This is a genomic window from Nostoc sp. FACHB-888, assembly GCF_014696655.1.
GTDB lineage: Bacteria > Cyanobacteriota > Cyanobacteriia > Cyanobacteriales > Nostocaceae > Nostoc.
In genome coordinates, this window is record NZ_JACJQM010000074.1 from 1 (window position 1) to 14,614 (window position 14,614).

At 40.3% G+C, this 14,614-nt stretch carries 9 protein-coding genes and 1 pseudogene; 4 read left to right on the forward strand and 6 right to left on the reverse strand.

The window, feature by feature from the left end; all coding sequences use genetic code 11:
* Nucleotides 1-68: 68 nt before the first annotated feature.
* The 3 genes and pseudogenes from H6G26_RS28305 to H6G26_RS28315 form a co-directional block, all read right to left on the reverse strand.
* Nucleotides 69-968: a glycosyltransferase gene (locus tag H6G26_RS28305; RefSeq protein WP_190733446.1), complete on the reverse strand. Its 900-nt coding sequence runs from the start codon at nt 966-968 to the stop codon at nt 69-71.
* A 172-nt stretch (nt 969-1,140) separates the two neighbouring features.
* A pseudogene (locus H6G26_RS42925) lies at nt 1,141-1,454 on the reverse strand (hypothetical protein); the annotation flags it as partial.
* A 99-nt stretch (nt 1,455-1,553) separates the two neighbouring features.
* The gene (locus H6G26_RS28315) at nt 1,554-2,348 is read right to left on the reverse strand and encodes a methyltransferase domain-containing protein (RefSeq protein WP_190733448.1); all 795 of its coding nucleotides are present in this window, start codon (nt 2,346-2,348) and stop codon (nt 1,554-1,556) included.
* A 208-nt stretch (nt 2,349-2,556) separates the two neighbouring features.
* Between H6G26_RS28315 and H6G26_RS28320 the strand changes: the two genes are divergently transcribed.
* Together H6G26_RS28320 and H6G26_RS28325 are read left to right on the forward strand one after the other, a co-directional pair.
* Complete coding sequence (locus H6G26_RS28320; RefSeq protein ID WP_190733450.1) at nt 2,557-4,812, forward strand: filamentous hemagglutinin N-terminal domain-containing protein; 2,256 nt, start codon at nt 2,557-2,559, stop codon at nt 4,810-4,812.
* 34 nt (nt 4,813-4,846) lie between these two features.
* The gene (locus tag H6G26_RS28325) at nt 4,847-5,473 is read left to right on the forward strand and encodes a CHAT domain-containing protein (protein WP_242053919.1); all 627 of its coding nucleotides are present in this window, start codon (nt 4,847-4,849) and stop codon (nt 5,471-5,473) included.
* Here H6G26_RS28325 and H6G26_RS28330 read toward each other — a convergent pair.
* From H6G26_RS28330 to H6G26_RS28340, 3 genes are read right to left on the reverse strand one after another with little or no spacing between them, the layout of a single operon-like run.
* The gene (locus tag H6G26_RS28330; protein WP_242053920.1) at nt 5,434-6,438 is read right to left on the reverse strand and encodes a hypothetical protein; all 1,005 of its coding nucleotides are present in this window, start codon (nt 6,436-6,438) and stop codon (nt 5,434-5,436) included. The genes H6G26_RS28325 and H6G26_RS28330 overlap by 40 nt on opposite strands.
* Nucleotides 6,439-6,471: 33 nt before the next feature.
* Nucleotides 6,472-8,430 (reverse strand): tetratricopeptide repeat protein, encoded by a 1,959-nt coding sequence (locus H6G26_RS28335; protein WP_190733452.1) that lies wholly within the window; start codon nt 8,428-8,430, stop codon nt 6,472-6,474.
* A complete protein-coding gene (locus H6G26_RS28340) occupies nt 8,415-9,857 on the reverse strand; it encodes an NB-ARC domain-containing protein (RefSeq protein ID WP_190733454.1) in 1,443 nt (480 codons plus the stop codon). The genes H6G26_RS28335 and H6G26_RS28340 overlap by 16 nt, the downstream gene beginning before the upstream one ends.
* Before the next feature lie 851 nt (nt 9,858-10,708).
* Between H6G26_RS28340 and H6G26_RS28345 the strand changes: the two genes are divergently transcribed.
* Nucleotides 10,709-10,885, forward strand: a complete 177-nt coding sequence (locus tag H6G26_RS28345) for a hypothetical protein (protein WP_190733457.1) — start codon at nt 10,709-10,711, stop codon at nt 10,883-10,885.
* Complete coding sequence (locus H6G26_RS28355) at nt 10,882-14,568, forward strand: plasmid replication protein, CyRepA1 family (protein ID WP_242053921.1); 3,687 nt, start codon at nt 10,882-10,884, stop codon at nt 14,566-14,568. Before H6G26_RS28345 ends, H6G26_RS28355 begins: the two co-directional genes overlap by 4 nt.
* Nucleotides 14,569-14,614 lie beyond the last annotated feature (46 nt).

Sequence of the window (14,614 nt, forward strand, 5' to 3'; positions counted from 1 at the left end):
ATTAAATTCGTTGAGTATTATTTTCTTAATTATCCTAATTTTTTGCGTTGTCATTAACTGAAATTAATTCATACTTCAAATTGAAGTGCGGAATGTGGGTTTAAAGCTTCCACTATATAGTGTGTGAGATATTCTGGATTGGGCATGGTCATACTGCCAAATCCAAAGCACAAAGGTAATTGCTTTCGTCCAAGAAAATCCTCTAGTTCCAGGGGTGGCTCGTATTCGGAGGCTTGGTCAATAAACCAAAAACCAGTCACATAGGCCCAATGCGGCCAATCATCAGGTTTTGGGATTACGTGTGAACTAAATCCATACAATACAGGGATTTGCGATACATTTGCCGGAGTCTTCTGTCTGAAGCGTCTGCCCAAATATGGTAAAGGCGGCAATTTCAAAGTTTCTGTTCTGAAGTGATTGAGCAGTTTTTGATATCTTTGCCAGTGCAAAAACTCCACTAGCAAGTAGCTGCCATAATTTATCGCTTTCTTTAGCGGGTTTTTAGCTATTTGAGCAAATCTCAAAAACCCAAACATCCCTGTAGGACTCAACGGCAGAACTGATGCAAAAAAGCAGGGCACGCCTAATTTCTCTGCAATGTGATATCCCCAGTTGGCTAGCGGTGTGTAGATAATCACCTCACTTCCCTGACACGCTACCCAAGCCGACTGCAACTGTTGAAGCAAAAGCTTATCTGCTTCATAAGGATTCAACTTTTCTCCCGCAATCAATCGTTGCTGGAGTTTCGATTGCAAAAACTCTTGAATATTTCCAGCAATCGGCGCAAACTTTAAATCGAATTTCCTCACAAATGGCTCAAAGTTCTCATGCGTTGCAAGCGTTACTTCATGCCCCGCACGTTTTAAGCCAATAGCCAAAGCACAGTATGGTTGCAAGTCTCCTCTTGAACCTACTGTTAGGATCGTAATCTTCAGTTTCCTGCTTGGTGCAGTCAGACTTTGCCTCAATTGGTTTCTCCACTCAAAACTCCGGCTCTACTCAAGATTGTACTGAATGACCTGTAGCTGGTGGCGATAAACTCTTCTTAAGCGCATTGGAATTTGCCAATCAATGGTCGGCAACAACTTAATTATGATTCCCATAAACCACAGTCGCTGAAATCTTCAAGTAAGCCGCGTCACGACTATAATTGAAGCGTTTGCGGCAGTATTCTTCAAAAGTCTGGTGCGTGGAACGGTATAGCCGTCTATCTCTCAACTCCATCAGCGCCTGACCTGCTGACAAAAATGCCCTTTCTACCTGACGTTCCAATTGCAAGCGTAAGCTTTGTTCTTGGTCGGTCAACTCTCTTACTTCAACAGCCGTCACCGTGATAGTTGCCGAGGCTGGGTTGTCTTGTCCAGAAGTATTTTCGGGAGCAGAGCCAGTCGCTGGCTTTGGTTCACCAGATGCCACAGGGATAAGGGACTTAGTCTAGATGGTGGTTTGTTCATTGTCGTCTAGGTTGAAACCTGTAGTTTTTACTCATCGGGTTTGAGATAAGTTGTAATCCACACTCGATATTAAGTTTTGTTTAGAAGTAAAAGGCTTATTTAAATTTTTTGAGCAAAGAAAAGAACCGATAAATAGGGTTTCGTAACATATCCACCGTGAGCATTTAATACCTGTATAATGGCATCAGAGAAATCCTGTTTTTCAGTTTCAGTAAATTTTTGATAAGCAGTTTGAGTTTTCAGAAGACCTAGATATCGCTCTGCATCATAATTAATAGACCAAGGATATTGTTTGACCACTAAGTTTTGGAAACACAAACTATTTAATATCCAGTTTTCTCTTTTTTTTATTAGTGATTCAACTGAGGATGCTTTAGCATTAGATATCGTTGTGGGTACATATTTATGAAATATTTCTTTGAGCGCCTGAAATATTGAAGTATCGGGTAAAATAGAGAAATTCCAAAAAAACGCAATATAACCTTTTTCTTTTAAAGCTTGTGCAACTTTTGGATACCCTTTTTCACGATTTACCCAATGAAAGGCTTGGGCAGATATTGCTAAATCAAAGGCTTTTGGGCGTAAGTTCCAATCCTCTAATGTAACTGTCTCAAATGTTACCTTTGGATATAAACGCATATTTTGAGATGCTATTGCAATCAGTCTTTCACCTGGCTCTAAACAGTAGATAGCGTAGCCCTTTTGAGCAAATGGAACAGTTCCCTTACCTGTCCCTGTTCCAATATCTAAAATTGAAGCTGAATCCGGAAGATTAGCCATCTCAATTACATCTTCAATCAATTGAGATGGGTAGCTAGGGCGTGCTGCATCATAGATTTCTGCAACTTCATTAAAGGACTCACTACGTTTTCTATTCATCACTGATAAATCCACAAACGTATTTTGCTCTCGATCACTTTTGCTCGGATTTTAGAAAATATTAACAGTTTTACCACTAAAGAAAAAGCCTCTGTCTCCAATCCAATTTGACAAGACGCTACCGCTACTATTAATCTGTATCATTGGTAGTTATTCGGGTGCAGGGAACAAGTCTATACTAAAAATAATTCAGAGACCAACCGAGAAACTTTTACCATGATTTATGACAAAAGCTTTATCCTGGCTTATTAAGGGCAGCACTTTGTTTTGTCTATTGCCTTGGGAGCCAATTGCGGCACAAATTGTTCCGGATGCAACCCTAAGAGTCAACTCCAGCGTCACACAAGAGAGTAATAATACCAGCGCGATAACGGGAGGAACCCAAGTTGGAAGCAATTTGTTCCATAGCTTTGGACAGTTTTCTGTAGCCACAGGAAGCGCAGTCTACTTCAAAAATGCCCCAGACATCCAAAACATTTTGACAAGAGTGACGGGTAGCTCAATATCTAATATTGATGGTTTAATTCGAGCTAACGGCATAGCTAACGTATTTCTTATTAATCCCAATGGGATTATTTTTGGGCTGAATGCTTCACTGAACATTGGCGGCTCGTTTTTCGGCACTACTGCCAGTAATATTAAATTTGCTGATGGCATCTTTTTCGATGCTAAACCCCTTAGTGGTACAGAACCTCTGTTGACAGTGAGCGTGCCTGTGGGATTAGGATTTGGGACAAATGTTGGAAATATTCGCGTCTTTGGAGACGGCCAAGGTATAAGAAAAACTTCAGACCTCCTAGATACTAGTTCTGGTCTGCGCGTGCAGCCAGATCAAACCTTAGCTTTGGTAGGTGGTGATATAGTACTCTCACGCGGAACGCTTAAAACAACAGGGGGACAGATTGAATTAGGCAGCGTGGCTGGAGCGGGTTTGGTCAATCTGATTCCTACAGATAAAGGCTGGACATTAGGATATTCAGGCATCTCAGCCTTTGGAGAGATCCAGTTGTCTGGAGCAGCAGCAGTTGATGCTAGTGGGAATGGTGGTGGCAATATTCAAATACAAGCCATGAAGCTAATGCTAGACGGTGGTTCTCAGATTGAGTCCAGCACACTAGGAGCAGGAACGGGAGGAACATTGAAAATTAATGCTTCAGATTCAGTAAACCTGGTGGGATTACCAGAAGTTGATTCGTTTTTCAACACTAGTATATCGAGCCTAGTTTACCCAAGAGCTACCGGAGCTGGTGGCAACATCAATATTGAAACTAAGCGGTTAAATGTCCGGGATGGAGCAGGGATCGCTGCTGGTACGTATGGCTTCGGAAATGCTGGTTCCATAGAGGTCTTAGCTCATGATTCAGTGGAAGTGCTGCGAAAACCAACAGGAAATGCAGGCAGTTCCATAACAAGTTTGGCCCAACGAGGATCTACCGGATCTGGCGGTAACATCAAGATTGAAACTGCGCGGTTAAGTCTACGCTCTGGAGGAGTGATATCATCAGGCACGTTTGGGCAGGGTTCGGGAGGCAACGTATCTATAAATGCTGACGAAGAAGTGCAAGTAACCGGAAAGTCACTAATTGGTAATTCTCCTAGCAGAATATCAGCTCGAACTGGAGGAACTGGAAAGGCTGGAAATCTGACAATTGAAGCAGAACGATTAACTGTCACTGATGGTGGAAGAGTAAATATTGGTGGTGAAAAAATTCCAAAAAATCTCAACTTTCAGCCAGGACAAGGAAATGCAGGAACCCTCCGAATCAACGCAGATAATATAAATCTAGACAGAGGTACTATCACAGCTGGCATAGAGGGCGGCACAAAGGGCCAAGGAGGCGACATTTTCTTACACTCTGGTGACTTACAATTACGTGACAGTATCATTACTGCGACTGCTGGGGGTAATGGCGACGGCGGCAACATCATTATCAACACAGATATCCTAGTTGCAATAAAAAATAGCAGCATCACCGCAAATGCCTTTGAGGGTCGTGGTGGGAATATCACAATTAATGCTAAGGGACTTTTCTTTTCCCCTGATAGCTTGATTACAGCTAATTCCAAGTACGGAATTAACGGTACTGTTCAATACAACATCGCTGATACTAACATTTACCCTACTCAACTAAAAGCAGAGATAATTCCAATAACTCCCGAAATCACCCCAGTTTGTCAGGCAGGAGCAGGCACAGAAGTAAATAGTTTTCGAGTTAGTAGTACTCGCAATCTCCAATCTAAGCCTAACAACCTGATGTCTAACAATGTTGAGCAAAGTAACTCTGTTCCAGTTCCAGCTTTTAATAATTCCCATAATCCAAAATCATTAAGAAGTAACCAAGCTACACAAATCATAGAAGCCAACCTTTTGATTCGGGATTCTCGAGGTAATTTAGTTTTGACAACAGACCAAGCAAATCCAACCTGGGATAATGCTTCACTATCTGCAAGTTCTTGTTTTTCAATATCTCAGTGGTAAAAAGATATAAAAATGATCTCAGCATCAAAACCAGATGATAGCTTTAATAGCTGGACTATCAAAAGTTAGCCCCAGTTCTACAGATCCAAATGCACCTAAAAACATGGATAATTTGCTTTCATCTAAACAGGAAATAGAAAATATAGAAAAACAGACTAAATCATCAGTAGCCTTGTTAGACAAGAAGTTTACCCTTAAAAGGTTTAAAGAAGAACTAACTCAAAATAATTTTCCTATTGTACATATTACTACCCACGGTCAATTTAGTTCTGACCCACTCAAAACAGTACTGGTTGCCTATGACAAGCTAATTAATATTAGAGACTTTGACAGCTTAATTAGAGGTAAAACTGAAAATAGTCAAGATGCAATTGAGTTACTTGTTCTCAGCGCCTGCGAAACAGCTAAAGGCAACAAGCAGTCAGCAATGGGTATTGCGGGAATGGCTGCCCAGGCAGGAGCGCGTAGTACTGTTGCTACTTTGTGGCGCGTGGAAGCCGATTCTACCGCTTTGCTTATGCAAGAATTTTATAAAGGTTTGAATAATGGCTTGCCAAAAGCAGAAGCACTACGTCAGGCGCAATTGAGTTTACTGTCAAATCCTAAATATAAAAAGGCTTATTATTGGGGTGGGTTCCTCCTGGTTGGAAGTTGGTTGTAAAATTCAACAAATTTTAGCCCTAATTGGGCTTTTTGTAACTCTTTTGAATTATTACTGCTTTTCGCTAACTCAGCTGCCTTGATGTATTCGGGTTTCGCCTCCTTTAGCAACTTGGACTTCAGATAGCGATCGCCCAGTACTCTGTAAAGAGTCGGATTTTGGCTATTAGTTGCTGTTGCCGTTTTTAACATCTCGATTGTTTCATTTAAAAGATTTTCTGCCGTATAGATAACATCTACGTCAAGAATAGTTTCATCTGGAGGTAGCCCTAAGTCTTTGATGAGTTTAATCTTTTGTGCAATCTGTTCTTGGGAAGCTACAGACAATACGTCCACAAACGTTTCATCATAGCTAAAAGCTTCACCATCTTTATAAGCAAAAACATATATTGTATATGGAGTCCCAGGTTGAAATTCTTTTTCATCGCTTGGGTAGGCAAGCCGAGTTTGATTTACAACTTTTTCCCACCCAAACTCGTAACTTTTTACTTTGACTTTGTAAGAAGTAGCGCCCTTAACAGCAGTCCAAGTTATTTCTGGACGGGAATTCAATGTTGATGTGCTATAAGGAGAAATGATTGTTGGCTCATCGCTCCCTTCTGTGCCACCTTTTTGTATGCGACATCCATCAGTGTTACTTGGATTGCAAGGAGATGAGGCTTGTTCAGATTCTGCACATTTATCAAGAGGAATAGTCCCACTAGGTAAATTTAAAAATTTTCCAGAGCTAAAACATAAGAATTGTACAGAACCACCATTTAAAACCTCTAATTCATCTCCCTTACAAATCAAACTTCCTACTTCAAATCGTTTGTCGCCTTTGCTTACTATCCTTCCTAACTGTGGCTCACAACGAGCCTGATTTCTTCTTACTCTTATGAGCGGTACATTTGCTAGCAATGGTAGGTGAATTAGTATTAGAGAAGTTAAACAGCACATTCCCCCAAAAAAAATCAGCTTTTTCATTGTTTTACAAACAGAAATTTTCTTATCATCTTATCATTTGTCAAGTATGCGATCTAGCAGTTCTTGCCTCCAGCGAAACACTTCTGGTAGACTAGATTTAGTCAAGATACAAGCATCTATATAAGCTCTGGCGTAATTAAGTTGACTTAATGATTCTTTTATTTGAGATAGCAAACAATATGCATCTGTTCTTTCGCTATCTAACTTGGTCGCTTTTTCTAGATATTTTTCGGCTTCAGTTAACTTATTTTCCATTAACCTTGACCATCCTAAATCTTTATACAACGATGCTTGCAACTCTTTATTATTAATTTTTTGTAACCCATTTAAAGCTAAAGTAGCTGCCGCCTTATAATCCCCATTTTTATTTTTCAATCTTGCTAAAGCTGCAATAGCAAATATTGCTTGATCGCTACTTCTGATAGCAATTTCGTATTGCTTTTCTGCTAAATCATATTCTCCCTGTCTATCATAAAAATCACCTAATCCGTAATGGGATTCCCATTTATTAGGTTTTAACTTAAAAATTATTTCGTAAGTTTTGTTAACACAATTGTAGTCATGTAACTGCTGACATGCGATTGCTAAATTATTATAAGCACTATCATCTTTAGGATTATATTTTATAGCTAATTCGTAATTGTTTCTAGCAAGTTTAGGATCATTTTGATGCTGTAAACCCTTCTCAAAGTAAAAGCTTGAGATTAAATTAGTAAAATTATATTTATATTTTATTACTCTTTGAAAGTTTTTTTCAGCATCGGCAATTCTATTTTCTTTATAAGCTTCTTTACCTTGATTAAAAAAATAATCAGCTATTGTGTGTTTTAAGCTAGGATTCAAATCTACTGCTTTTTGAAAATCGATCTCAGCTTGGTCAAATTGATTTTCTTTATAAGCTTTTTTACCGGAATCTAAATAATATTTTGCTACTAGAGGTAGTGATGCATATATCAAACCAACAATACTTAATAAACCTAATATAAACACACTAAGTTGAAACGGCTTTGATTTAATTACTCGATTAAGCTTTGATTGATTAGGTAAGCGCTCCAAACGCTGTATTATTATTTGAGTACTTTGTGGGCGCTGCCCAACAAAAGGAGCCATCATATCATCAAGTAAATCAGCTAGAAATTTATCTATGTGAAGTGCTTTATCTCTCCAAATTAGTCTTCCTGTCTGCTCGTCCATTTTAATTTCAATTAAAGAAATACCTGTAACTAAGTAAACAAAAGTTCTACCTAAAGCGTAAAAGTCTGACTGTGGTACGGCTTGTCCATGAATTTGCTCTAAGGGAGAGTAACAAGCTGTCCTAACAGCAGTTATTTCGTAACCATTACCGAATCCTGTAGTAGTTCCTCCACTGGTACTAACTTTGGCAAAGTAGGTTCTACTAAGCTGTCTTGCTCCACCAAAATCAACAAGTGCTAAATTCCCATCGGGTTGATGAACAATGTTTTCTGGTTTGATATCTCTGTGGAAGAAACCAGACCGATGAACTAAATCAAGAATCTCCATCAACTGCAATAACCATTCATAAGCCATTTCTTGGCTAATTCGTCCATAAGATTGTACCCACTGAGTTAAGTTCTCTCCTTCAAACTTTTGCATTACTAGACAATGTAGTTCTAGAAGATTATCATTCAGCCTAAATGTGAAATAATCTTCCCTATTAGACTTGGGAATTCCAGGATGGTCTAGGATTTGTAATATGAGTGATTCTCTTTTAAGTAGCTCAACTAACTTAGAATCATCAATCCATCTTAATACTTTCATTACTCTTATTTGAGGCTGAGGATGTTCTTCTGTGCCAATATCCTCAATTTCAAAGACATCTGTGTAAGTATATGGATTTTGCTCCAAAGAACGCAACGGGCGCAGCAAACGAATACGCCCGTTTATTATCAATGGATTTCCACATGCTAAACAATTTTCAGCGCTATCAGGATTATGACGTTGGGTGCAAAGAGGATTTATGCAGTAGCCCACAAGGTAACTTCCCTTGTTTGTATTGTATCTGGTCTTTTATTCACTAATCCCAATGGATCAACTAAAATATACTTCTTAATAGACGCTTGTAAACTATAACTAGCTTCTCGTTTGTTTGATTTCCCAGCAATTTCAATTAACGAGCGTTGTTCTAAAACTTCTATTGCTGTTATTAGTTCAAAAACTGACAATTTGAAATCTACTCGCTCTTTTAAATTATCAATGAGTTTAGAGAATTGAATGGGAGTCGAGTTTTCTGACATTTCTTCTGCCAAATAAATCATTATTTGCCTTTGAAGATTACTTAAAAGTCCAACTTGTCCAAATTGCTGATGTAGCATTGTTTCAAGTTGAGGATCAATCATAGTAGTTTGATATCTAAAAAATGCTTTAACACTCCCCTCAAAAAAACGATTAATCCTGTCAGCCAACGCTTCTAAACTTGATGGATTCCCAGAATAATTTTCAATTAATCGCTTACATTCCTGCCCACTTAAACCTTTTTCTTGTAATATTTGCATTCCAGCGTTTGCATCTAAACCTTCTAATTTGAAAGAGCGAATAGGTAGTTTTGTAGTCACAGAAGCAAATTCTTTTAAAGGCAACTGACTTGTTATAATAATGCAGCTTTCGTGCTTCCCTTCTGTAAGTTTTAAAAGGAATTTTTCATATTGTAATCTTTTTCCAAAATCATCTGCTAACAATAGCTTTTCAAATCCATCAATTACTAGTAGACAACGACGTAAGTGAAGGTGTTTCGATAGTAAAGATATGCTATCTATAAAAGAGTTTTCACTTGCTTCTATGTCTACTTCAAAAATTTTATTTAAATCAATGACTAACTCATCAATTGATAACGAATGATTAATTTTTTTCCAGATTATACATTCATATATACTGCTTAAAGAATCAAAAATTATTTCTTCAACCAATTTAGAGGCTAATAAAGTTTTTCCTATTCCTCCAACTCCCGTAAAAACTATACAGCGCTCTTTAAATAGAGTAATTTGTTTCTTAAAATAGTTAATTTCATCTTTTCGTCCATAAAAAGATTTTATATTAGGCAGTTCCCCATAAATTCTAATATTGCCAACGAAACTATCGTTATCCAATCTGGATGCCTCTTCCTTGAGATAATCGCTCTTTGCTAGCTTAAGCAAAATAGATTTCAAAGATATTTTTGTTACTTTCACTCCATCACCAATAATTACTGAAAGCATACTCCATAGTGGTGGAGCTACTTTCTGCTGCAAATAGTATGCGTTATACCCTGAATCACTTGCCATCTCTTTATAATCTTTACTATCCCAAACTCCCTTAATAAGAACTTTTTCTACTTCTGTTAAATACCTTCCCGTAGATTGAAACACTTGTTCTTCTAATACAGCTAATACTCTTTTTACGTCTAAAACTTGGCTTGAATTCATGCCGACTTTTCCTTACGTAAGTAGGTATACATAAAGTTATATTTTACTCCTTGATACTTAAAACATCTACAAAGTTCACAATTATTAACTGAAGCTAGGTTCTCAAATTACCTTTCTAGGCTATATTGATTAAAATGCTACATCTTAATAAGGAGATTTAACGCATCTCTAGTACATTATCCGGTCTAGCTTGAGCATAAAAGTGTGAAAGAAGTTGACCAACGTCAACCAAGGAACACCGCATGCGGGTATTTTTGATCACTGATTAACTCAATGGGTTTGTTTTGAAAAGCTTGTGTCTAGGTATCTTAACCTAAACCAAATATTTTCTGCTAATACATTTGAATGAAAGCTCTTACCTCGACTGAGTAAGACGACCAGAACTTCTGTAAAATCAAGCTAATTGAAAGGAGGCATGGAGGTGAAGATACAACAGTACGAGTGTTTAACGCAGAAAGCGCCACTAAGGAGTTGCGCTTTCTACGTATTGCAAATTTCATATTGATCTAGAGCGGGTTTGATCTCGAAGGAACAAAAGAAGTTGTCGCTAAAGTTTGGCCACTGGTGCGACTACTAAATTGTCCGAGAGTTTTTACCGCGCTACCAGATCCATTATAGGGTCTGCCGCCTGGAAAGTCCATTCCCTGCGGTACGTTTTTGCTGTCGAAATTCATAAATTTTAGGTAAAGTTAAGTTTGGTTAAGAAATATCCCGAATTTTGTAGTTAAAAGCAGTAGTAGCGCGAATAACAGTTACCAGTTATCAGTTGGGAGTAGAGTCCAAGATTAGATAACTGATAACTGATGCAACCCCCTCTAAACTTGTAAACCGAGTTATCAGGGGAAAATATCATGAAAAACAGAGAACGCCCCAAGAGCGCAGTGTTAGAGCGCATGGGGTCGAGTGCAGCTTTCGCATGGCAATTTTGTGCTGTGACGAAGGGAAATTTTCGGAATATCCAGGCTAGAGCAAGAGTTTCGCAGCTTGAAAAAGTTCTCCCCAAAAAATTCCTTGGAGAGAACCGATGAATGCAGCGACAACTGAATATCCAAACAATCTCACGGCAGCGGAATACCATGAGTTGTTAGATGGTAGCGCCATTCATCCGGCGTTGATTAAGCGCAACTTCTTTCACGTTGAGGGAGAATCAGTTTATGATTTCCTGTTCATATCTGATAAAATCCCACGCAAGAATGCGGGTCGGGTCACGGATGGATACATCAAAATGTATCAGCATCTATTACTGGGCGGGACGTGGATTCAGTCACTTGACCCGTTTAAGAACTGGCAACCGATGGAGTGGGGAAGGATTAAGCCCAACTTCCCGCGCTTTGATTGGCAAACAGGTAAACCAGTTAAATACGAGTCGCCACCCAAGACAGCCAACCGCGTTACTTATTTCGATGTTCCCAGCTGTATTTTGAATCTAGTTGCACAGCGCTATAACGTTTCCGATATTCAAAGAGTGCTTTTTGCAAAACGTGGGAAAAAGCTAAAAGTTAAAAGTCGAAAGAACTCTGCTTTTGGCAATGGCGCTCTCTTGCCTTCGCTCTTGCAACTAGGACAATACCAGGGAACGCTAACGCAAATTTCGGAGTATAGTTCCTTTTTAACACTGTGCAGAAAAAGCATACTCAATCCCCTAATATTTTGGTCATGGGTAAAGCAGCACATACAGTTGAACATCGACTCTCAGCAGAAAGATATACAAATCACCTTCTGGGAGTGGGTGAAACAGCATCCAGAGATTCCAATTATCTTATGCGAAGGGGAAAAAAAGGCTGCTTGCTTGCTGAGTCTGGGGTTTGTAGCGATCGCACTGCCGGGGATTTGGAACGGGCGCGTCGGCAAACAGGATTTTGATGAACGGTTGCATCCTGACTTAGTACCAATGGCTCAGGCGGGGCGCAAGTTCATAATTCTTTTTGACCACGAAACTTCTTCTAAAACCAGGTGGTCGGTGTTTCAAGCCACTGTCCGCACTGCAAAAGTAATCTTAGCGACTGGTTGTGAATGTGAAGTTGCATTGCTGCCGGGGCCAGAAAAAGGCGTTGATGATTTTGTTGTGGCGCGGGGCGAAGATGCTAACGCTTTACTGACCGCAATCATCGATGATGCTAAATCACTCAAAGATTACCAGCGCTCGTATCGGGCGAAAAAATGGGGACTAAGTAAGTACAAACCGGATGTCACAGTCAATATTAAATATTTGACCCAAGCACTCTGCATTCCGGATCTGGAAGAAAAATGTTCATTTGTCCCAACTCTTTATGATATCGAAAAAGAGCAATTGTTTACCCCAAGTGTTAGCTCTACAAGCTGTGGGGAGGGAGAAGGAAAACAAGAGTTAATAATTTCTGACTGCCCTGACCACAAACCCAGTACCCAAAATCCCAAAAAGTCTTTCCGTTTTCCAGAAAAAGGGCTAGTAGTCTTGTGGAGCGACATGGGTACAGGCAAAACTGAACTCATGCGCTGGTGGCGTGACCAAAATCCCGACGCACGGTTCCTCAACAATGGGCATCGCGTAAATTTGCTGAAAAATCTTGCCGAACGACTCAAAACTGCCATGTACTCCGACTTGGGTTACACAGGTTTAGCTCAGGCTCAAGCCCTTAGTATTACTATTGACAGCCTGCATAAGCTGAATACTCAATCTCTCACCTACGGCTGCATATTTATAGATGAAGCCTGCCAATACCTCACCCACTTACTACACAGTAATACATGCAAACAGCACCGTGCAGCAATACTTGAAGTACTGGAATATATAGTATACAACGCGCCACTGGTCGTCATCGCTGATGCACACATGGATGACCTGACTGTGGATTTCTTTCTTGCAATGCGACCAAAAGAGGAAGTACCTTACATCATTAAAAACGAGTGGCGAAACGGGGAGCGCACAATTTATTGGTACGAGGGAGATAATGAGAGCGCCCTAGTCGCCCAAATCTCGGCAGCGCTGATGCTTGGTGAGAAAGTCATGGTTGCAAGTGACAGTAAGCGTTTTATCAAAAAACTCGACAAATCCTTTACTATCAAATACGAAGAATCTAACTCCGAAAAATCACATACACCAAAAAAATGGCGTATCTGGTCTGTTCACTCTGACAATTCTGGCAGTGATGAAAATGTTGCTTTCATCAAAGATATCACCAACGCCGTCAAAAACTTTGATGCCTTGTTCACCTCTCCCAGTCTCGGTACTGGTGTCGATATTTCCCAGTATCATTTTGATTTAGTGTTCGGTGTCTTTCACGGCGTTTCCCAAACCGCTACTGAGTGCGCTCAACAGCTTTACCGTTATCGTCCAAAAGTCCCGTTTCATATTTGGGTGGCCCCGCGTCCTCCCTTTGGTTACAAGGATACAAACGCATCCAAGATTAAAGAGCGCTTGCTCCAAACCAATGAAATGACTGCTTTTCTGTTGCGGATTGACAGAGAAACGGGTAAGCGGGGAGCGGAGAAAGATTGGGCGCTTGAGGCTTACTGCCAAATTCTTGCCAACCGCCACTATTCTCTCAATAATCTGCGTGATGATTTGCGCTCGCTTCTCACAGAAATGGGCAATACATTTATATATGTGGGAAATGATTCAGATCCTCAATCTCTTGAAAGTCTAAAAGCGGCAGCACAAGCTTTGGATAGTGCCCACAATTCGGCTGTTGCCAAGGCGAACAATATTACTTTGAGTGAGTACCGCGCCCGTCAGAGCAAAGATTACCTTGACCCTAATGAAATTTTTGAATGTGAAAAGTTCCGCATTTCTGATTCTTACGGCATCGAAGTAACCGAATCACTCGTAGAAATGGATAAAGGTGGCCGCTTGATAAGAGCGATCGCCGGACTTGAGGCAATTTTAGCCCCACCCGAAGAATCGTTTACTGACCCCAAAACTGGGCAAACTTATCCTACCCCACCAACAATTGTCACCCAAAAAGACCGCACCGAACGCGACAATCTACCTTTGTGCATCGACTGGGGCAATTATTCGGCACGGTGGCTGGCTAGATTTAACCTGGGGCTGCATCAGATTCTTAAGCGCCTAGTGAGGGGTGATGAAGTTACTGCCGACGATGCCACCTTACTTAAGATGAGGGAGATCGCTATACATTGTGCTGCTCACGTCAAAGCAATTCTTGGGTTTACTATTCCCAGTGATTGTAAACCTATTTGGTTGCTAGCCACTTTAGTAGAGCAGCTGGGGCTAAAGCTGACTTTCCGCAAGCAGGGTAAACGGGGGCAACAGGTGAAACTTTTCTCTTTATCTAAAGAGGAATTAGAATTTGCAATGCATGTAATTGCTCATCGCGTGGAAAAGCGTAATCAAAAAGAAAATCGAACCTATTATGCTGCTCAAACCCCTGCTGCGTATAGTGTAAACCCCAATCAGCAGCCCGTATCCACACCCCCCCTTGATGCTATAGGGAACTCCCATTGCCAAGGGGAGGATACTACCGAATTTGAGTCGCCTCCGACCTCGCGCACTACCTTGCTTCATTGCGTGGAAATGCTTCGCTCTGGTATCAAGCAGGGGGTTGATGCGATTAAGAGCATCCTTAAGCGATGGGTTGAGGATTTGCGCTGGGAGACGGTGCTGGAACTTGAGGCGATCGCGGCAAATGAACTGCGACTTGTGGAAGCTCAAGTTCCTGAATTTTATGCCTTGCTGAATGAAGAGGTGTTGCCTATGGAGGGGGCTGGCTAGAGAAAAATCCCTTTGGCATTTGAAAGCTGTTTTTTGTTTCGTTCCC